Genomic DNA, 20356 nt, shown 5'->3' on the forward strand with positions numbered 1-20356 from the left:
CAGGAGAGGGAAAGACCCGTGATCGACATCCTCGAGCACATCAACGCGGTCCAGCGGGAGGTCAGCCGCACCGGCGAGACCGTGACGGTGCTGATGCGCCGCACGTACCAGGCGGAGCCGGAGGAGCTGTGGGACGCCCTCACGGACCCGGAGCGGATGCGCCGCTGGTTCTGGCCGGTCACCGGCGACTTCAAGGTCGGCGGCACCTTCCAGCTGGAGCAGAACGCCGGCGGCGAGATCCTCGAGTGCGAGCCGCCGAAGCGGTTCAAGGTGACCTTCGGCGGTCCGACCAGCCTGCTGGAGCTCCGGCTGCTGCCCGGCTCGGGCTCGTCGACCGAGCTGGAGCTCGAGCACTCGATGAGCGAGGCACCCGCCCCCGGTGGCTCCGGCGCGCTCTGGGTCGGCCCCGGCTGGGACGGCGGCCTGCTCGGCCTCGCGCTCTACGTCGACGGCGACCTGCCGGCGGACAACAACCCGGTCGAGCTCGCCGAGTCGCCGGAGGTCCTGCAGTTCAACGAGAAGTCGGTCCGCGCCTGGATCGAGTCGATCCGCTCCTCCGGCACGACCGAGGAGAAGGACCTGACCGAGGCCGCGAAGATCTCGATGGCCCAGTTCGCCCCCGGCACCGAGCTGTAAGTACTGCGAAGCGCGCGCCGGTCCACCCACCGGCGCGCGCCCAGCGCACGCATTTCTCCCCAGAGCCCCCGCCGGCACCCAACGCGCCGAGCCTCTCCCAACACCCGTTGCCGCACGCCCCGATCCCGTCGCGGCGCGAACCGATCGCCCGGCCGCACCTCTTGCCGTGCGCACCGATCGCCCCGCAGGACTTACTGCCGTGCGCACCGATCCCCTCGCGACACCTGTTGCTGTGCGCGCCGACACCCACGCGACGACTGTTGCCGTGCGCACCGATCGCGCCGCGGCACCTGTTGCCGTGGGCACCGGCCGACCTGCAGCTCGACGGCACGCCCGCCGCCCTAGCGGCGAGCGGCCGTCTGCTGCTAGTCGCGAGCGACGGCGAGGCTGTCGCGGCAGGTGCTGTAGGCGGTGAGCTCCTCGCGGGCCGGCGTCACGACGTGGCTTTCGGCAACCTTCTCCAGCTCGTCGCGGAGCGCCTTGGCCACCTGGCGAGATCGACGAATCGCTCCGTTGGTCGCGAAGAGCCGGCACACGATCGACAGCCCCAGCCCGAGGACGGCACCACCGACCAGCATGATCCACGCGTAAGGAACGCCGTTCCACTCCGGCAGCGGCGGATCGTCGAGCTTGCCGATCCGGGTCACCACCAGGGCGATCAGCCAGGCCGCCCCGCCCAGCATCACCACGAACAGCAACCACTGCACGATCCGCGCGAAGCCCCACCAGCCGGGATTGTTGCTGACCCCAAGGTCCGTCCGCGCGACGGCCTGGTCGAGCTCGTCGCCCAGCGACTCCTCGCGACGCCGGATCGTGGAGCGCACCGAGTCCGCCCATGGCCGCGACAGGCCGTTCGCGGCCTTGGTCGTGATCGTGCGGACGGCGGCATCCATCCGCGCCCGCTGAACCGGCGTTGCCGCAGGCAACGAAGAGCGAGCGATCGCCACCTCGTTGGACGCGGACTTCCGCAGCGCCTTGCCCTGCTCGCGCGACACCTGGTCGCCGTGCAGCCGCCGCAACGGATCCGGCCGGAACCGCCCGACCCACTTGGTCAACGGCCACCCGGTCGCAGCCCGAGCCCGCTGCAGATAGGACCGCCGTACGGCGTCCGACACCACCGACAGGCCACTCGCGTCCGACAGCGCGTCAACGAGTTCGGTGACATCGGCCTCGTCGATCTCCGGCGTCTTGGCGGTGCCGCACTGGCTCGCCATCCGGTCCGCGACCCGGTCGACGTCCGCGGAGAGGCGTTCCCGCGCCGAGCGCTTGTTGCTGACCCGCTTGACCAGAAGCGACCGCACCTCTTCCAGGCCGTCGCCGCTGACCGCCGACGTCGCGACGACCGTCGGGGACTTCAGACCGTCGGACTTGAGCAGCTTCTCCAGGTCCTCGAGGCAGCTCTTCCGCTGGTCCGGCGTCAGCTTGTCCATGTGGTTGAGCGCGAACACCATCACCCCGGAATGCGAGGCGAACGGCTTGATGTACCGGTTGTGTAGCGCCGCATCGGCGTACTTCTGCGGATCGACCACCCACACGAGCATGTCGACCAGCTCCACCAGCCGGTCGACGATCAGCCGATGCTCGACCTCAGTCGAGTCGTGGTCGGGAAGGTCCAGCAGGACCAGTCCGTCCAGGTCCTCGGACTGTGCCTCTTCGAGCGAGCTCCGGTGCTGCACCTGGTGCCGCCGCGGGATGCCCAGCCAGCTCAACACTTCACCAGCAGGCTCGTCACCCCAGACACAGGCGAGCGGCATCGAGCTCGTCGGCCGGCGCGTTCCGATCGCGGCCAGGTCGAGCCCGGTCAGCGCGTTGAACAACGACGACTTCCCCGAGCCGGTGGCGCCCGCGAGCGCGACCACGGTCAGGTCTCCGGACATCCGCAGTCGCTGGCCGGCCCGGTCAACGATCTGCGCGGCCTCGGTGAGCACCACCGGGTCCAGGCGCCCGTCGCCGGCCTTCGCGGCCGACTCGAGCGCGTCGATCTTCTTCAGGACATCGGTCTCGGCCCGGGTCGGGGTCTCGACCGCATCCACTGTTTCCGTCACGTGCAGTCCTCCACCGCGCGCGCGGCCTCCGTCAATTGCCTGGCCGTCTCGACGTCAACCGGATGCTGGTCAAGGACAGCCAGATAGCGGGCGAATTCGGCATCCATCAGGGCATGAACCTTACCGTCAAGGTCTTCCCGTGCCTTATCGACCATGCCCTGAACTGCCTTGTCGCCGAAAACAACCTCCAGCAGCCGTTGCCCGACGACCGCGCTGCCCGCGCCGACACTGGCTTGCGCACCCTTCGGGATGCCGGCGCCACTGGCGAAAACCACCACCATGAGGGAGAGGCCGATCCCGTTGACGCCGTACTCCAGGATGCGCGCGGTCGACTTCTTGTCGGCGCCTTCCTTACGGATCAGGTCCAGCACGAACTCCTGCCAGTCCCGCACCGTACGACTCGCCGCCGCCGGGAACTGCTCCGACATCGCACCGAGCGACGGGCCACCATCTCCCGCACTGTTGCCGCTGGCACCGTTCCCTGCGCCGCCGTTAGCGCGGGCGCTGTTGCCGCCGCGACCACCGGAACCACTCCGGCTCCCGGTGCCGCTCACAGCCCTGCCAGTCGCGCCCGTTTCGGCGTTGCTGCCACTGGCTAGATCCGCCTCGGCGGCCGCCAGGAGCTGCCGGCCCGGAGCCGACGCCTGCCATGTCTTCTCGGCCCGCTCGGCGGCAGCCGCGGCATGCTCGCGCAGCAGCGACTCGAGTCCGGACTGGATCGCGTCGCTGACATCACGAGTCTCGGCCGGCTTGTTGCCGAGCGAACTCTTCAGCCGATCGCGTAGCCGGCCCGCGTTCGACTGCAGACCCTTCAGGAGTTCGCCAGTCCCGACGAACTCCTGCCAGCGAGCCAGCACCTCGCCACGCAGCAGCGTCCCGTCCTGGCACGCCTTCGCAATGTCCTTCACACCCTGGTCGTACGCCGTCTCCACCGACGACCGCAGCTCAACGGCAGTCTCAGCCTGCGCCTTCACGGCAGCCGCGAACGGCGGCGCCTTCTTCACCATCGCGCTGACCGCGCCCTGCAGGGTCCGCCGTACGACGGCCGCGCGCGCCTCCGCGTCGGCGGCCAGGTCGATCAGCCAGTCCTTGATCGAGGCAACAGACGGCTGCGGCAGCATCCCGTTGCCGTCGACAACCGTCTCCTGGATGGAGAACAGCGGCGAGTCCCCGAGGCCGCGTTCGAGCAGCATCTGCGCCAGGTGGCCGGTGATGTCGTCGATGGTCTCGCTCGGAGCCCGGTCGAGCACCACCGCGACCGCCGTACTGCGGTCAGAGGCACTCTGCAGGAACTCCCACGGGACAGCATCGGAGTACCGAGCGGCCGTAGTGACGAACAACCAGAGGTCGGCCGCCGCGAGCAGCTGGGTCGCGAGGTCGCGGTTCGCCTCGACCACGGAGTCGATGTCCGGCGCGTCCAGAATCGCCAGTCCACGCGGAACGGTGTCAGCGGCAACCAACCGCAGCTGCCCCGCATCCTCCATGCCGCCAGGCTCGTCCGAACTCGTCCGCGCCATCCCCGGCAGCACCCGGTCCCCTACGAACCAGTCCGCATCCGCCGGATGGTGAATCAGCACAGGCGACCGCGTCGTAGGCCGCAACACACCCGGCTCACTGACAACCTTGCCGATCACGGTGTTGACCAGCGTCGACTTGCCGGCGCCAGTTGATCCACCAACCACAGCCAGAACCGGAGCCTCGAGCTGCACCAGCCGCGGCAGCAGGTAGTCATCCAGCTGATCCAGCATCGCCTTCTGCTGCTGCCGAGCCTCGTCAGCCCCCACAACCTCCAACGGCAGCCGGCTCCCCGCCAACACACCGCGCAACTTCATCAAAGCCGTAATCAAAGCCATAGCAGCCTGCTCAGCCGCCAGCTTCTCCGCCAACTGCTCCCCAGTCAGCTCAGGCTCGACGTCCGCCTCGTCGTCCTCGTCGCCCGCAGCAGCCGCAGCCCGCCCGGCCTCGTCTCCAGCCCCCGCATCCGCGTCCTGCCCGGCCTCCGCGCCAGCAGCCCCATCCGAGCCCTCGTCCAAACCGTCCTGCGAGCCGCCATCCGATGCCACGCCCGAGCCATCACCCGACTCAGCCGCATCCACGGACTGATCCGCCTCGGCCACAACCGCAGCCTGCTCCGAGCCATCACCGGACGCCGCATCCACGGACTGCCCGGCAGCCTGGTCCGCTGCAGTGCCTTCCGCAGCCCGACCATCGCCCGCGGCGACACCGCCCGCAGGCTCCCCCGCCGCGTCACTCGCCGGGTCACTCGCCGGGTCACTCGCCGGGTCACTCGCCGCAGCGTTGTCCGCCGCGCCGCCTTCTCCGGCCCCGCCCGCAGCAGGTCCAGCTACGTCGTCGGCAGCATCTCCGACCATCTCGGCCGAGAATTCACCCGAGGCGTCACCACGCGGCCTGCTGTCGGCCGCATCCGCTGCCCCGCCAGAGCCGTCCGCCGCATCCGCACCAGCACCCTCGGCCGCGCCAACCGTCGACCCGTCTGCCCCGCCAGTCGCATCAACTGCTGACTCGTCCGCCCCGTCAGCTTCGTCAGCGGACTGGCCCTCAACCTCGGCGTCATCCGCTACGCCGGCGTCTGCAGACTGCGCAGAGGCGCTGTCTACCGAGCTGACGGTCGGGTCGCCCGCCGAAGCGTCCGCGACCTCGTCCGCCGAGTCAGACCCAGCCCGTCTGTCCGCCGCACCAGCCAAGTCACCCGCAGCCGCAGCCGCGACATCACCTGCCGCGTCAGCAGCCACGTCACCCGCCGACTCGACCTCGCCGCCAGCCGCGGATCCGTCGTCGCTCTCGTCGGACTCGTGGACCGCTTCTGATGCGGCCCGGACGTCGCCGGACCCGTCAACCATGTCGCCAGCAGCCTCAGCGTCAGCTGGCTCGAGGACCGCGTCGCCAGCAGGCTCTGCGTCAGCTGGCTCGCGGCTCGCGTCGGCAGCCGCCTCGCCGGACTCGTGGGTCGAGTCGGCAGTCGCCGCCGCGTCACCGGGCTCGTGGGCCGTCTCGGAGGTCACAGCCTCGGCGTCGGGCTCAGCGTCGGGCTCGGCGTCGGGGTCGGAGGCCGTCTGTGAGTCGGCTGCCGGGGCGGCGGAGTCGGTGGGAGTTGGGGTTGTGGGTACGGCGGCCGTGGTGGGGTCGTCCGTCGACTGCTGAGCGCCCGGCGCGGGAGTGCTGGGCTTCTCCGGCTCCTTGGGGAGCCCGACGATGATGTTGCCGAATTCGAGGGGGAAGCCATCCGGGGACTCGTCAGGCTCGTACACGACACCGACGGCCGGGCGAGAACGTCGGGCGGCAGACGCCGACTGTACGGCGCTCTGCTCGGTGGAGGACGCGGTTGGCGATCCGTTCGAGCCCGTGGTGGACGACAACTCATCCCCAGATGCCGAGTCGTGGGCAGCGGGAGCCGAGGCGTTCGCGGCAGTTTCCGCGTTGTCTCCGGCAGATGCCGAGTCGGTCGCCGACGCGGCGGGCTTTGTCCCTGCAGTCTCCGAAGTCGCCGCGGTATCCGGTTCAGCCGCAGCACCTGAGTTGGCCGTCGTACCGCTCGGCTCGGCGGTCGCAGACGACGTCGCGGCGTCAGCCGACTCCGCGTTCGTGGCGGTTGGTTCGGCTGGCGTGGTCGACGTGGGGTCAGCGGACGGCTTGGTGGCTGCGGTGGAGTCGGTCGCCGAGGGGGCGGTTGCGGCGGGCGAGTCCATCGTCGCAGCGGTTTGGGCGGCTGATGCGTCGTCTGAGGTGGCAGAGGAGTCGGCGCTGGGGCTCGAAGTGGCGCTGGAGGCTTCTCCGGTGCTGCCGTCGTCTGTGTTGTCCGCACGGGCTTCGGCGGGGCCGGTGGGGGTCACGGGCGCGTCCGAGGTGGCCGCAGCAGGCTCGGGCGTCGAGGCACCCGAAGTGGGCGCGCTCGAGGCAGAGCCGTCGGAGGCCGAGCTCGGCGCGTCCGAGGCAGAGGTGTCCCGGGGGGATGAGGCCGGGGCCGACGCCGCCGGAGCAGAGGTGTCCGGGGTCGGTGCGGCCGGGGTCGGGGCGTCGGGGGGTGATGGGGTTGACGCGGCCGGGGTCGACTTGTCTGGGGTCGGGTTGGAGGACTCGGGGGTGGGGTCGGACTTTCGGCGGCGGCGGCGCCAGAAGCCTCGGGGTTTGGGGGTGGACTGGGCGATGAGGTTCGCCAGCTCCTGGGCAGACTGATCCTGGCCCGGAACCCGCGGTTCCGGACCTTCACCAGCTGCTGACCTGATGTCAGCCACGGTGTCCGCCCACGGACACAGGGTGCCCGGTCGGACAGCGCAGAAGCAAAGTCATCGTCATCCCCGTTTGGCGGCGTGGACGGGTGGCAGTCACTGCGATGGTGGGTACGGACCGTATCCTCCCGGCGGTCCTTGTTGGCCAGGGGGTCCCGGTGGGTAACCGGGCTGGCTCGCTGGGTGACCGGCCTGACCCGGCTGATACCCCGGCTGGGCCGGCGGATAACCCTCCGGTCCGCGAGGCCCATCCTGCGGCCGGTACCCGTCAGAACCCGGGTACGGCGCCGGCCCGCCCGGCGGCACCGGAGCCCCCGGACCGGACCCACCCGGACCAGGCACACCACCACCAGGCACACCACCAGGACCAGGACCAGGACCAGGCCCACCGCCCGGCCCAGGCGCACCACCCGGACCACCAGAACCAGGCCCCCCAACCATCGGACCACCACCCATCGGTCCACCGGGAACGGGCCCGCCCTGCAGAGGTCCGCCGCCCATCGGGGCGCCGGGCATCGGACCAGGCGGCATCCCGCGGTACCCGGGCGCGGCCTGCGCGAACGCCGGCATCGGCGGGAACGGCACGGTCGCCCTCCGCGCGCGCAACTCGTCGAGCAGCGCCTTCTCGGTCTCGAGCGCGTCCGGACCGATCACCTGCCGGACGATCTTGTCTCGCAGGTAGGCCAGCTCGGTCGCGTTGTGCTGGAACGACTTCGCGGCCGCTTCCGCCTGTGGACCGTACCGCCGCGCGTTCTGCCGCAGCGCCTTGCGCCCGCGCAGCGTCGCGATCAGTGGTACGTCCTGAGGTATCAGCCAGCCGAACCGCACATAGTCATAGAGCCGGGACGCGATCATCTGTCCCTCTCGGGACCGCATCACCAGCGCGAAGATCACCAGGCAGATGAACAGCGGGACCATCAGGCACAGGTAGGCGAGGATGAAGCCGCCGCCACCGGCCCAGCTCGCCGACGCGTTCCACGCCGCGTGCGCGAGGACCGCCGCGAGGTACCCGACGACCGGCGCCAGGAACCGGACGACGGTACTTCGGTGCCGGATCGCGACGCCGATGCCGATCGCGGTGAACGACGTGAAGAGTGGATGGGCAAACGGCGAGATCACACCGCGGATGATGAACAGCGCGAACGCCCCACGCAGACCGGCGTCGCTGCCGGCCTCTTCGGACAGCGTGTTGAACACGCGGCCGTAGTACAGGATGTTCTCGGTGAAGGCGAAGCCGACGCCGACCATGCCGGCGTACACGAGGCCGTCGATGATGCCGTCGAACTCCTTGCGCCGGACGAGTGCCAGCAGCAGGATCACGGAGCCCTTCGCGAACTCCTCCACCGGGGGCGCGACGAAGACCGCGGACCGGTCGCCGCCGACGCCGGTCTCGGCCAGCCGGTGCGACACCTCGGTGTTGATGAAGATCGCGACCAGGGTCGCGATGAAGGCACCCCAGCAGAGGGCGAAGACGATGTACTTCGTCGGCTCGGGCTCATATCGGTCCAGCCAGAGGTAGAGCGCGATCACCGGGATGACCGGGACGAACGCGAACACCAGGCCCCAGGTGAAGCCGCCGGCGCCGGTCGACTTGGCCACGATGCCGAAGATCACCAGACCCGCGATCGCGAACACCACCGCGATCACGATGCCGATCAGCACCCCCTGGTTGCGGCGCTGGCCGGGGACCGGGTGGTTACCGAGCACGGTGGGCTGCGGGTACGGTCCGCCCGGCGAGTACGCCGAGCTCGCCGCGGGCTGCGGCGACCCGGACGGGCCTGGTGAGGGGTAACTCATGAGCGCAGCCTAGTTGGGCGCCCGACCATGCGGCAGGACCACCCACTCAGCGTTACCGGGATGGAACGACAACCCTGTACTTCGCCCCGCCCCGCGGCACGGGCTTCGGGAACCGAGAGGCGCGAGCACCCGGCTATCTGAGAGACTCTCCCTGCCATACGCCCCCGTAGCTCAGCTGGATAGAGCGTCGGACTTCTAATCCGTTGGTCGCAGGTTCGAGTCCTGCCGGGGGCGCTCGGTAAATCTGCAGGTCAGCGGCCCCCTCCACGGGCTGCAGCCGGCGGTGTCCCAGCTGAGGGCGGCGATGCCATCCGCTAACTCGGCGCCTCGACCTGTCCGGTCGGGTCGTTTCCGACCCTGGAACTGCTGCCCCGGAGCGCAGGGTCACTCGGGGGCCACGGCGAGTTCGGATCCGGTACCGGTCGTCGGCCGGATAGGCCCCCTTCAGGTGACGGATTCGTTGCCCTGCGCAACGCTTTCGCCCCAGTTCCGGCGGGGGACGAATGCCCTGGGCAACAGCCCGCACACCCCGCCATGTGATTGCCGTCACATGGTAGAGTTGGGGTTGTGGAGATCGAGGTCGACAGAATCTAGCCGCCGAACTGCCGGTGGCCTGTTCCTCTCTCCCGCGTCCGCCTGATCGAGGCGTTGACCGCGGTCCCGGCACGTTCGCATCGGACCCGTCGTACTCCGTCCGTGCCTGCGCGCGGCTTCACTCCCCCGGCATCAGCTGCCGGGAAGAAAGCAGAAGCATGTCTCCCAAATCCGCAATCACCCTCCGCGAACTGACCTTCGCGTGGCCGGACGGCGCCGTCGCGCTGGCCGGTGTGAACGGCACCATCAACGCCGGCCGCACCGGTCTCGTCGGTCGCAACGGCGCGGGCAAGTCGACGCTGCTGCGCCTGATCGCCGGCGCGCTGCAACCCACCTCTGGGCAGATCGACGCCATCGGCGAGGTCGGGTACCTGCCACAGACGCTCACGCTTCGCCAGGACGCGACCGTCGCCGAACTGCTCGGGATCGATGCGATCGTCACCGCGATCCGGGCCATCGAGGCCGGGGACGCCGACGAGCGCCACTTCGACACGATCGGCGACGACTGGGACATCGAGTCCCGCGCCGGCGAGGCCCTCGACGAGCTCGGGTTCTCGGCGAGCGACCTGGACCGCCGGGTCGCCGAGGTGTCCGGTGGCGAGGCGATGCTGATCGCGATCACCGGGCTGCGTGTCCGCCGTACGCCGATCACGCTGCTCGATGAGCCGACCAACAACCTGGACCGGCCGACCCGCGCCAAGCTGGCCGAGTTCGTCGACCAGTGGCCCGGGACGCTGGTTGTGGTCAGCCACGACCTCGAACTGCTGGAGCACATGGACAACACCACCGAGCTGTACGGCGGGACGCTCAGCATGTACGGCGGTCCGTACAGCGCGTGGAAGGAACACCAGGAACAAACACAAACCGCGGCCCTCCAAGCCGCAAAGTCAGCGCAGCAAGCGCTCAAGGTCGAGAAGCAGCAGCGTGTCGAGGCAGAGACCAAACTGGCCCGGCGGGAACGCACTGCGAAGAAGACGCAGCAGCAGGGTGGCATACCGAAGATCCTGGCCGGAAACCGCGCGAGTAAGGCTCAGGCGTCAGCCGGTGCAATGCGCTCGACGCTGGATGACAAGGTGCAGTCGGCGCAGGCAGCGGTCGACGCCGCGGACGCGCGAGTACGCCAGGAGGAGCACATCCATCTGGTCCTCCCCGATCCCGATGTCCCCCGCGGGCGCCGTCTCGCCGAGTTGTACGACGAAGACCGCACCATCGTGATCCAAGGCCCCGAGCGGGTCGCACTGGTCGGCGCTAACGGCAGTGGGAAGTCCACGCTGATCAACCACCTCGTCAACGGCACCGCTGCGACCCCCGGGCGGCCGTACGGGAAGCTGCTGACCAATCTGGTCGGGTACCTCCCGCAGCGCCTCGACGGCCTGGACGACGACGCGACTGCACTGGCGAACGTGCAGTCTGTCGCCCCGGAGACCCCTGCCGGCACGATTCGCAACCAGCTCGCCCGTCTGCTGCTGCGTGGAGACAGTCCGGACCGTCCGGTGCACGCGCTGTCCGGTGGGGAACGTTTTCGCGTCTCACTCGCCAGGCTGCTGCTCTCGGAGCCGCCGGCGCAGCTGCTCGTACTGGACGAGCCAACCAACAACCTGGACATCACCAGCGTCGAACAGCTCGCGGAAGCCCTCGACTCCTACCGCGGTGCCTTGCTCGTCGTCAGCCACGATTTCGCGTTCCTGGAGCGGATCGGCGTCGACACGGTCATCGAGCTCGACAGCGACGGGCGCATGCACCAGCGACGCGATCTGCACCTCTGACCGGGTCTGCACCTCTGACCAGTAAAGGCGCAGGTCAGCAGGGTTGCTGCGCGCTCTTCAGGGGCGCTCCACGGCGGGCTACGCTCGACTCAGGGCGTGGCCCGGGGGCACGTGGGTTGCGCCGGACCTTCGAGGGGAGGAGCGGTGGCATGACCACGTTCACGGTGTGGAAGTTCGATGATCCTGACGGCGCCGACCGGGCGGTCCGGATCCTGAAAGGGGCCAGCGCGGACGGGCTGGTGAAGATCCTCGACCACGCGGTGGTCACCTGGCCGAAAGGCAAGTCGAAGCCGACGACGCACCAGAGCCACGAGGACACCTGGAAAGGGACCGGGTGGGGCGCGTTCTGGGGTCTGCTGCTCGGCGCGTTGTTCTTCGTCCCGCTGATCGGCGGTGCGGTCGGGGCCGCCATCGGCGCGATCAGTAAGGCAACGGAGGGCGTCGGCATCACGAAGGAGCAACTGGCGAAGATCCGCACCGAAGTGACGGAGGGGACCTCGGCCCTGTTCGTCGTCACCGACGAGGGCGACCTCGACCGCCTGGGCGAACGGTTCCACGGCATGGGGAGCAAGCTGGTCGACACCAACCTCACCGAGGCGGAGCGCCAGACCCTCTTGGAGACCTTCGGCACCCACTGATCGCACAAACGCGCGCTGCGGCCGGCCTGAGCGGCCGCAGCGCGCCAGTGTTCTCAGGGAGTTCCTAACGACTTCTCAGCGTTCTTTCGGGGCCGCTGATGAATGCTGTTCGTCCTATCTGTACTTGGCTCTGTACTTGGCGAGTGCGGGAAGGACGTGCGAGGTGCATTCAGGACTTGTGGAAGGAGTGCTGCGGGGGCGGGAGCTGCGGTACGCGGTCGATGCCGTAGTACTGCTGGCGGGGATCCCTGGCGCCGGGAAGAGCACGTTGCTGCGGCGGCTGTTCACCGGCGACGAGTCGGTCCGGGTGTACGACTCGGAGCGGATCCGCAATCGGTTGGCGCCGACGTTGGGGTTCCTGCCGTACGCGTGGTGGCGGCCGTTCGTGCATCTCCTGTACTACGTGACCGTGCTGAGCGGCATGCGTCGCGGCACCGGGCCGATGGTCGTGCACGACTGCGCGACCCGCCCGTGGGTCCGTCAACTGCTCGGTCGCCGAGCTCGATGGGCCGGAAGGCCGGTGCATCTGATCCTGCTCGACGTACCGGACGAGGTGGCTCGCGACGGGCAGTGGGCGCGCGGCCGGGTGGTGCGATCCGGCAGTATGGCGACGCACTGCCGACGATGGCCGGAGGTACTGGCGAAGGCGGCTGAGGATCCGGGGTACGTCGTTCCCGGCGCCGCGTCGGCGCTGACTCTGACCCGCGGAGAGGCCGATCGGATCAGCCGGATCCGGTTCGGCTGAAGAACTGTCGGTGGTGCCTGATTGACTCGTTCTTCTCGGTTGGGAGGAGATGGAATGAAGGTTCGGGTCGGGCGTGACGTGCTCGCCGAGGCAGTGGGATGGGTGGCTCGCGGGCTGCCCGGTCGGCCGAGCGTGCCGATTCTGGCCGGAATGGTGGTCGACGCGGCGGACGGTCAGGTGACGGTGTCCGGGTTCGATTACGAGAGCTCGGCGCAGGTCAGCGTGCCGGCGGAGGTGGCCGACACGGGGCGGGTGCTGGTGTCGGGACGGCTGCTGTCCGACATCTGCCGGAGCATGCCTCGGGACTCGGTGGATCTGAGCGGCGAGGCGGCCCGGGTCCAGGTGAGCAGCGGCTCCGCCCGATTCGTCCTTCATACGCTGCCCCTCGACGAGTATCCGCCGCTGCCGGAGATGCCGGCCGCGAGTGGAGTGGTGGAGGGCGATGTCTTCGCGCGGGCCGTCGTGCAGGTGGTGAGTGCGGCCGGGCGCGACGACACTTTGCCGGTCTTCACCGGGATCCGGGTGGAGATCCGTGGGGCGGAGATCTCCCTGCTCGCCACCGACCGGTACCGGCTGGCCGTCCGGACGTTCCCGTGGCAGCCGGTCGACGCCGGCGTCGAGGCGAACGCGCTGGTCCCGGCCAAGCTGCTCGCGGACGTGGCCAAGGTGATGTCCGGCGACGAGCTGACGCTCGCGCTCGGTTCGACCCGCACAGGGGACGGGTTGATCGGGTTCGAGGGCGGCGGGCGGCACGCGACCAGCCGACTGATCGATGGCGAGTTCCCGAAGGTGCGCAGCCTGATCCCGACCGAGAGCACGATCACCAGCACGGTCACCGTCGACACCGCCGCGCTCGTCGAGGCGGTCAAACGGGTCGCGCTGGTGGCCGAGCGATCGGCGCCGGTGCGGCTCACGTTCGAGAACGGCACGGCGACGCTCGACGCGGGCAACGGCGAGGAGGCACAGGCCTCGGAGGCCGTCGAGGTCACACTGACCGGCGACCCGGTGGTGGCCGGGTTCAACGCCAGCTATCTCCTCGACGGGCTGGCGTCGCTCGGTGCACCGATCGCGCATTTCGCCTTCACACAGCCGACCAGACCCACCAACCTCACCGGCCTCCAATCGCGCGACGACGCGCCCACGACCGACTCGGCGTACATCCTGATGCCAATGCGCCTACCGACCTGATCTCGCTGGCAGATGAACGGCTTGGACCGGGAGTGCTGTGGATGAGGATGTGATTGCGCGGTACCTCGCGCGGCGTGATCCGGTTGAGCGGCCGGTTGACCTGGTCGTGCTGATGGGGTCTGCCGTGTTCGAGTCGGTCGACGTTGCCGCGGAGGCGCATCGTGCGTACTCCGCGCCGATTCTCGTCAGTGGTGGGGTCGGGCACTCGACTCGCTTCCTCGAGGAAGCGTTGCGGCGCAGGGGTCTACCGGTCCGGACCGGTAGACCGGAGTCGCATGTCTTTCGCGACCTGTTGGTGAGTGCGGGCGTCTCCGCACCGGAGGTCGAGGACCGGTCCACCAACTGCGGCGAGAACGCGGAGTTCACCCGCCGACTGATCAGTACGCCGAAGACGCTGCTCCTCATCCAGGACCCGACGATGCAGCGCCGTACGCATGCCTGCTTCGAGCGTTCCTTCGCCGACCTCCCTGGTACGACGTTGCTCAGCCAGGCACCGTTCATTCCGTGGATCGGCCCTGACCACGTCAGCTCCGGACCGGACGGGCCGGAGATCTGGAGTCACGAACGCTTCCGCTCACTCCTCCTCGGCGAGATCAGCCGCCTCTCCCCCGACGGGTACGGCCCGCGCGGCCGCAACTTCATCGATCACGTCGACATCCCCGCCGAGGTACGCGCCGCGTACGACGAGCTCGCCGCCCGCCACCCTCAACTCGTCCGCGCCCCCGGCGCCTGAACCCGATCCATTGCAGTAAGCAATAGCGCGGCATGTCGCTGGACGCGCTCGTCCGGGTCGTCGTCGGCGACGCGTTCGACGAGCGGCCGCAGCATCGTGCCCCAGTTCAGATAGCCGATGCTGCGCACCGCGGCCGCGCGAATCATCGGGTGCTCGAAGGACAGCGCCCCGACAATCTGCGTCGTGGTCCGCTCATCGAACTCCAACGGTGCCCCGAGCCCGAGCCGGAACAACGCCTGCGCGGTCCCCGCGGCCGTCGTCGCGCGCTCGATCCCGACGAGCAGCTCGTCCGTCGACCACGCGTCCAGCCGCGCCAGCAGTTCGTCGTAGCGCCGGACCACCGCCTCCCGCTCCGCGCCCCGCACGTTGCACGCCAGCTCGTGGGAGTCCAGATCGCGCCGCAGGAACAAGACCACGTCGTCGTCATCGGACACCCAGTAGTCGTCGGCGTCACGCGGGCTCCAGCCGAGTTCGCGAACGGTACGCCGCGCGTCGTCGTCCGAGTCCCGCAGTACCAGCGTCCAGCTCTTGAACACTCTGTCCTCAGTCACTGGAACGTCCTACCAGTGCGGTGGGGTCGTCATCCGAGGGTCGGAGGGGGGATCGTGCCGTGGGCTGAGGATGTGGGCGAGTGGGGGCTGCAGACTGGTGCGCGAGCTCGAGGAAAGGATGGTTGTGGAACCTTCACGGGGACGGCTCCACGAGATCGATCTGCTGCGGATCTTCGCGGCGTTCTCGGTGATGGCCTATCACTACCTGTTCTCCGCGTACGCCGGCGGACTCGGCGGGCTGCGTTTCCCGCACATCGACGTGATCGCGCGGTACGGCTATCTCGGGGTGGATCTGTTCTTCGCGATCAGCGGGTTCGTGGTCCTGCTCAGCACGTGGGAGCGCAGTCCGCGGTCGTTCGTGATGTCGCGGGCGGTGCGGCTGTACCCGGCGTACTGGGTTGCGGTCACGCTCACCGCGTTCGTCTCGGTGGCGTTCAGCCAGGGACGGTTCCCGGTCTCGTTGCCGCAGTACCTGGCGAACCTGACGATGTTCAACTCGCTGCCGAACATCGAGAACGTCGACGTCGTCTACTGGACGCTGTGGGCCGAGCTCCGGTTCTACCTGATGATCCTGGTCCTGACATGGATCGGCATCACCGCGCGCCGGGTGACGATCTCCCTCTGGGGCTGGCTGGCCGCGACCTTCGTGTTCCAGGCCGGTCTGTTGCCGCACGCAACCGACCTGGTGCTGAACACGCAGTTCTCGCACTACTTCATCGCCGGTATGGCGCTCTGCCTGATCCACCGGTACGGCGTCACGCGGCAGACCCTCGCCATCGTCGCGATCGCGCTCGGCAACGCGGTCTACCGCGGGATCGGGTTCGCCGACCGGGTCGGGATCCGCTATCACACGGAGATCCACAGAAGCGCTGTGGTGGCGATCATCATCGCGATCTTCGCGGTCATGCTGGCGGTCGCGCTGCGGCTCACGCACCGCCTCGGTCGCCCCTGGTTCGCGGTCCTCGGCGCGCTCACGTACCCGCTGTACCTCGTGCACGCGCACATCGGCTTCGTCATCTTCGACCGGCTCGGCGACCAGGCGAACCATATCCTCCTGGTCGCCGCCACGATGGCACTGATGGTCGGCGTCGCGGCCGCCCTGCACTACGGCATCGAGCGGCCGCTGGCGCCACGTCTCAAGCGCCTGCTCGACCGGATCCTCCCCGGCCGTCCGGTTCACGCACTCCGGAAGTAGTCCGTCAGCACCCGCGTCAGCGTGTCCGGCGCGAGCGTGTGGAAGGTGCCGTCATGACCCTCCACCCGACCCTGCGGCAGCGCCGCGGCAGTCAGCCGCACGCTCTCCTGCAGCCAAGCCGGGCTGGCGTTGCTGTACAGCGCCAGCGTCGGCAGGTTCACAGACGCCAGCAGATCCACCGGTACGGCGCTGTCGCGCATCTGCAACGCGTCGTAGACCAGCGTGGGCGCCATCGCTTCCAGACCGGCCCACATCGGCGACTGCCGGATCTGCTCGACCACCTCCCGCGGCTGACCAACCGCCTCGACCATGAAGAGCTCAGCGGCCCCGGCGGGGTTCCCGGCGTCGACGAACTCCTGCAGCCGCTCCACGTACCGCTCCGGTGCCGGCGGCGCTCCCGCGACCCGGAACGGCGGCTCGACGACCGCCTGCTTCTCGAACCGCAGACCGGCCTGCAGCAGCACCATCGACCCCGACGAGAACGCACACGCGTACTGAGCGTCGGTAGCCGACCGCACCGCGTCCAGGTCCTCCCACTCCCGCTCCACGGCGTAGGAGTCCGAGTCGCCAGAGTCACCACGGCCACGCCGGTCGTAGTTGACCACAGTGAACGCCGACGACAGCGCCTCGGCGTACTCACCGAAGAATGACCGACCGGTGAACGCGCCGGCGATCAGCACCAGACCGGGTCCGCTGCCCGTCACGTCATACGCGAGCGCGGTGCCGTCTTTCGAAACGACCTTGTCCATCACACAACTCCTTCTGGCAGAGATACCTCTGCCAGACCGTCGAACGAGTTCCGGCGCAACAGACACGGTGTGATCCAGTTCACACTGCCGTCGAGATCTTCCCGGCGCCAGACCAGCTCACTACAGTTGGATTATGTATACAGGCGACTGCACACCGTACCGGGGTCGTTGATGCTGCTCCGCCAGCTGGAGTACCTCGTCGCGCTCGCCCGGGAGAAGCACTTCGCCCGCGCGGCGGACGCCTGCTACGTCTCGCAGCCGTCACTGTCCGCCGCGATCCGGAAGCTCGAGCAGGAGCTCGACGTACCGATCGTGCGTCGCGGCCGCCGCTTCGAGGGGCTGACGCCCGAGGGTGAGCGGGTGCTGCTCTGGGCGCAGCGGATCCTCGCCGAGCAGGACGCGTTGCGGCACGAGCTGTCAATGATGCGCGGCGGCCTCACCGGCACGCTGCGCATCGGCGCGATCCCGACGGCCATGCCGGTCGTCTCGCTGCTGACCACTCCGTTCTGTGAACGCCATCCGAATGCGCGCGTGACGCTGGAGTCGCTGTCGTCGCGGGACATCACCCAGAAGCTCGCCGAGTTCGACCTGGACGTCGCGATAACGTACCTCGACGACGACACGCTCGGGCAGGTCCGCAAGACACCGCTGTACGAGGAGCGCTATCTGCTGCTGACGCCGAAGCACTCGAAGTCGGCCGACCAGCCGATCGCGACCTGGGCCGAGGTCGCGGAACTGCCGCTGTGCCTGCTCTCCCCCGACATGCGCAACCGCAGGATCATGAACGGCTACTTCACCGAGGACGGCGTGACCGCGACCCCCGCGATCGAGAGCGACACCGTCTCCGGGTTGTACAGCCATTTGCACGGCAGCCATTGGTCGACCGTCATCTCACACGCGTGGCTGCACATGTTCGGCGTACCCGATGGAATGCGCGTCGTACCGCTGAAGAGTCCCGCCCGTGGGCCGCGGGTCGGGCTGGTGATCGCTGCGCGCAGCCCGGAACCGGTGCTCGCGCGCGCATTGCTCGACGTCGCGCGGCAGGCCGGCGTACACAAAGCTCTCGATGATCTGCTGGACGTGCATTTGATGGATTCCGGCTATCTCGACATAGCGAGCAGGTCTTTGACCGCCCGGCCGTGACGCAGCGATGGTGAAAATCCCTTCAGGACAAGGAGATTTCCCATCATGGCGAAGATTGTCTGCGTGCTGTACGACGACCCGAGGACCGGCTACCCGACCTCGTACGCACGCGACGAGATCCCGGCCATCGACGGCTATCCGGGCGGCCAGACCGCGCCGTCACCGAAGGCGATCGACTTCACGCCCGGCGCCTTGCTCGGCAGCGTCTCCGGTGAGCTCGGGCTGCGGAGCTTCCTCGAAGGTCAGGGGCACGAACTCGTCGTCCTGTCCGACAAGGAGTCGGCGCTCGACCGCGAACTGACGGACGCGGACGTCGTGATCTCGCAGCCGTTCTGGCCGGCGTACCTGACCGCGGAGCGGATCGCGAAGGCGCCGAACCTCAAGCTCGCGATCACCGCGGGCATCGGGTCGGACCACGTCGACCTGGACGCGGCGATCGGGGCCGGCATGACCGTTGCCGAGGTCACCTATTCGAACAGCATCAGCGTCGCCGAGCACGTCGTGATGATGATTCTCGGACTGGTGCGGAACTACCTGCCGTCGTACCAGGTGGTGGTCGACGGCGGCTGGAATATCGCGGACTGCGTGGCGCGCTCGTACGATCTCGAGGGGATGCACGTCGGGACCGTCGCGGCCGGGCGGATCGGGACCGCCGTACTGCGCCGGCTCGCGCCGTTCGACGTGAAGCTGCACTACACCGACCGGCATCGCCTGCCGGAATCGATCGAGCGGGAACTGAACCTCACGTTCCACCCGAGCGCGGCCGACATGGTGCCGCATTGCGACGTGGTGACGATCAACGCGCCGCTGCACCCGGAGACCGCGGGACTGTTCGGCGACGAGCTGCTCGCGACGATGAAGCGCGGGACCTACCTGATCAACACCGCACGCGCGAAGATCGCCGATCGCGGCGCGATCGTCCGCGCACTGGAGCGCGGCCAACTCGCCGGGTACGCCGGTGACGTCTGGTACCCGCAGCCCGCGCCGGCCGACCACCCGTGGCGGACCATGCCGCACCACGGCATGACGCCGCACATCTCCGGCTCGTCGCTGTCCGCCCAGACCCGGTACGCCGCGGGAACCCGGGAGATCCTGGAGTCCTGGCTGGGTGGTACGCCGATCCGCGACGAGTACCTGATCGTCGACGGCGGGCGGCTGGCCGGCGCGGGGGCGCACGCGTACTCGACCAGGGTGTAACTGGGATCACGTGAGGGGCGGGCACAATCGGTCAGTACACCTGGTTTAATGTATACAGAAGCCAGAATTCAAGGAAGGGTAGCAATGATCTTCACACGTAGGTTCGGTGCTCTGGCGGCGCGGCCGCAGTTCCCGGATGCCCCGGAGCTGCAGGAGCTGAACAACCCCGTGGACCTGGACGCCGAGCTCGCCCGGCTGACCCGGGACACTCCGCCGGCCGGCGACGAGCGCCGTACAGCCGACGAACCGGCCGCTTGACACGATCGGCGGCGAAGCCGGAAACGCACTGTGGCACTTGGTAGACTGTCTACCAAGTGCCACGGCTGTAGGACCGAAAGGGACCTCGATGACGACGATCAGTGCAGGGCCAGGGGCGGGTGCGGAACCGGCCGGGGTGCGGCACGTCAAGCGGCCGACACCGTTGCGGGAGTCGGTCTACGAGGCGCTCACCGAGATGATCATCGACGGTACTCTCGAGCGCGGCCGGCACCTCGTCGAGGTCGAGCTGGCCGGTCTGCTCGGCGTCTCCCGGCAGCCAGTGCGCGAGGCGCTGCAGCGGCTGAACAACGAGGGCTGGGTGGACCTGCGGCCCGGGTTCGGTGCGATGGTGCACGTTCCGGCTGAGGACGAGGTCGACCAGTTGCTGGCGGCCCGCGCGGCGCTAGAGTCCGAGTCCGCGCGACTCGCGGCCCGGCACGCGACCAAGGACGACGTGGCCAAGCTGCGCGAGCTCTGCAAGGTGGGGACGGCGTTCCAGGAGGCCGGCGACATCGACGGCACCGTGCGGACGAACGCCGAGCTGCACAGCCTGATCACGCAGATGTCCGGCAACCGGTTCCTCGTCGACTTCGCGGCGCAGGTCGACCGCCGCGTCCGCTGGTACTACACACCCGTTGCTCCGGTCCGTGGTGCCGCCTCCTGGCGCGAACACAACCGCCTGGTGAAGGCGATCAGCGACGGCGACGAGGACAAGGCCGCCCAGATCATGCGCGAACACACCGAGCACACCCGCAAGGCCTACCACGACCTCCAGGCAAGCACCGAGCCCACGCAACCCTCCGACCCCGACCCAACCCCCCGCCGCCGACGCCGCACCACCAGCTAGCCCCCGCGCGGAGCGGTGTTCTTTCAT

17 protein-coding genes and 1 tRNA gene are annotated in these 20356 nt (G+C 69.0%); 13 read left to right on the forward strand and 5 right to left on the reverse strand.

What is annotated here, in order from left to right; all coding sequences use genetic code 11:
• Positions 1 to 18: 18 nt before the first annotated feature.
• The gene (locus AC0662_RS27255; RefSeq protein ID WP_452195581.1) at positions 19 to 636 is read left to right on the forward strand and encodes an SRPBCC family protein; all 618 of its coding nucleotides are present in this window, start codon (positions 19 to 21) and stop codon (positions 634 to 636) included.
• Between the two features lie 365 nt (positions 637 to 1001).
• Here the strand turns inward: AC0662_RS27255 and AC0662_RS27260 are convergent, their stop codons facing one another.
• Positions 1002 to 2681, reverse strand: a complete 1680-nt coding sequence (locus AC0662_RS27260) for a GTPase (protein ID WP_478304137.1) — start codon at positions 2679 to 2681, stop codon at positions 1002 to 1004.
• Positions 2678 to 5950 (reverse strand): MSCRAMM family adhesin, encoded by a 3273-nt coding sequence (locus tag AC0662_RS27265; protein WP_478304139.1) that lies wholly within the window; start codon positions 5948 to 5950, stop codon positions 2678 to 2680. Before AC0662_RS27265 ends, AC0662_RS27260 begins: the two co-directional genes overlap by 4 nt.
• 61 nt (positions 5951 to 6011) lie before the next feature.
• On the opposite strand from AC0662_RS27265, the gene AC0662_RS27270 reads away from it, so the two are divergent.
• A complete protein-coding gene (locus AC0662_RS27270; protein WP_478304141.1) occupies positions 6012 to 6875 on the forward strand; it encodes a hypothetical protein in 864 nt (287 codons plus the stop codon).
• A 149-nt stretch (positions 6876 to 7024) separates the two neighbouring features.
• Here AC0662_RS27270 and AC0662_RS27275 read toward each other — a convergent pair whose 3' ends face one another.
• Positions 7025 to 8725 carry a PrsW family intramembrane metalloprotease gene (locus AC0662_RS27275; RefSeq protein WP_478304143.1) on the reverse strand — a complete coding sequence of 567 codons (1701 nt, stop codon included), beginning with the start codon at positions 8723 to 8725 and terminating at the stop codon, positions 7025 to 7027.
• Positions 8726 to 8885: 160 nt separating this feature from the next.
• On the opposite strand from AC0662_RS27275, the gene AC0662_RS27280 reads away from it, so the two are divergent.
• From AC0662_RS27280 to AC0662_RS27305, 6 genes are all read left to right on the forward strand, one after another.
• Positions 8886 to 8959, forward strand: a tRNA-Arg gene (locus AC0662_RS27280).
• 518 nt (positions 8960 to 9477) lie between these two features.
• A complete protein-coding gene (locus AC0662_RS27285) occupies positions 9478 to 11085 on the forward strand; it encodes an ABC-F family ATP-binding cassette domain-containing protein (protein WP_478304145.1) in 1608 nt (535 codons plus the stop codon).
• A 149-nt stretch (positions 11086 to 11234) separates the two neighbouring features.
• Positions 11235 to 11723, forward strand: a complete 489-nt coding sequence (locus AC0662_RS27290; RefSeq protein WP_452195569.1) for a DUF1269 domain-containing protein — start codon at positions 11235 to 11237, stop codon at positions 11721 to 11723.
• Positions 11724 to 11886: 163 nt separating this feature from the next.
• Complete coding sequence (locus AC0662_RS27295; protein ID WP_478304147.1) at positions 11887 to 12468, forward strand: AAA family ATPase; 582 nt, start codon at positions 11887 to 11889, stop codon at positions 12466 to 12468.
• Positions 12469 to 12522: 54 nt separating this feature from the next.
• Complete coding sequence (gene dnaN / locus AC0662_RS27300; RefSeq protein ID WP_478304149.1) at positions 12523 to 13656, forward strand: DNA polymerase III subunit beta; 1134 nt, start codon at positions 12523 to 12525, stop codon at positions 13654 to 13656.
• 37 nt (positions 13657 to 13693) lie between these two features.
• Positions 13694 to 14389, forward strand: coding sequence for a YdcF family protein (locus AC0662_RS27305; RefSeq protein WP_478304151.1), 696 nt, complete (start codon positions 13694 to 13696; stop codon positions 14387 to 14389).
• On the opposite strand, the gene AC0662_RS27310 is transcribed toward AC0662_RS27305, so the two are convergent.
• The gene (locus AC0662_RS27310; RefSeq protein WP_452195561.1) at positions 14362 to 14940 is read right to left on the reverse strand and encodes a hypothetical protein; all 579 of its coding nucleotides are present in this window, start codon (positions 14938 to 14940) and stop codon (positions 14362 to 14364) included. The genes AC0662_RS27305 and AC0662_RS27310 overlap by 28 nt on opposite strands.
• 124 nt (positions 14941 to 15064) lie before the next feature.
• On the opposite strand from AC0662_RS27310, the gene AC0662_RS27315 reads away from it, so the two are divergent.
• Positions 15065 to 16135, forward strand: a complete 1071-nt coding sequence (locus AC0662_RS27315) for an acyltransferase family protein (RefSeq protein ID WP_478304153.1) — start codon at positions 15065 to 15067, stop codon at positions 16133 to 16135.
• Here the strand turns inward: AC0662_RS27315 and AC0662_RS27320 are convergent.
• Positions 16117 to 16884, reverse strand: coding sequence for an alpha/beta fold hydrolase (locus AC0662_RS27320; protein WP_478304155.1), 768 nt, complete (start codon positions 16882 to 16884; stop codon positions 16117 to 16119). The two genes, AC0662_RS27315 and AC0662_RS27320, sit on opposite strands and share 19 nt — an antisense overlap.
• Before the next feature lie 171 nt (positions 16885 to 17055).
• On the opposite strand from AC0662_RS27320, the gene AC0662_RS27325 reads away from it, so the two are divergent.
• The 4 genes from AC0662_RS27325 (at position 17056) to AC0662_RS27340 (ending at position 20329) form a co-directional block, all read left to right on the forward strand.
• Positions 17056 to 18027 carry a LysR family transcriptional regulator gene (locus AC0662_RS27325; protein ID WP_478304157.1) on the forward strand — a complete coding sequence of 324 codons (972 nt, stop codon included), beginning with the start codon at positions 17056 to 17058 and terminating at the stop codon, positions 18025 to 18027.
• 45 nt (positions 18028 to 18072) lie between these two features.
• Positions 18073 to 19224, forward strand: coding sequence for an NAD-dependent formate dehydrogenase (locus tag AC0662_RS27330; RefSeq protein WP_452195553.1), 1152 nt, complete (start codon positions 18073 to 18075; stop codon positions 19222 to 19224).
• A gap of 84 nt (positions 19225 to 19308) precedes the next feature.
• Positions 19309 to 19482 carry a hypothetical protein gene (locus AC0662_RS27335; protein WP_478304159.1) on the forward strand — a complete coding sequence of 58 codons (174 nt, stop codon included), beginning with the start codon at positions 19309 to 19311 and terminating at the stop codon, positions 19480 to 19482.
• Between the two features lie 88 nt (positions 19483 to 19570).
• On the forward strand, positions 19571 to 20329 hold the full coding sequence (locus tag AC0662_RS27340) for a GntR family transcriptional regulator (protein ID WP_452195550.1): 759 nt from the start codon (positions 19571 to 19573) through the stop codon (positions 20327 to 20329).
• The last annotated feature ends 27 nt before the right edge of the window (positions 20330 to 20356 follow it).

It is taken from the genome of Kribbella sp. NPDC043289 (assembly GCF_056436705.1).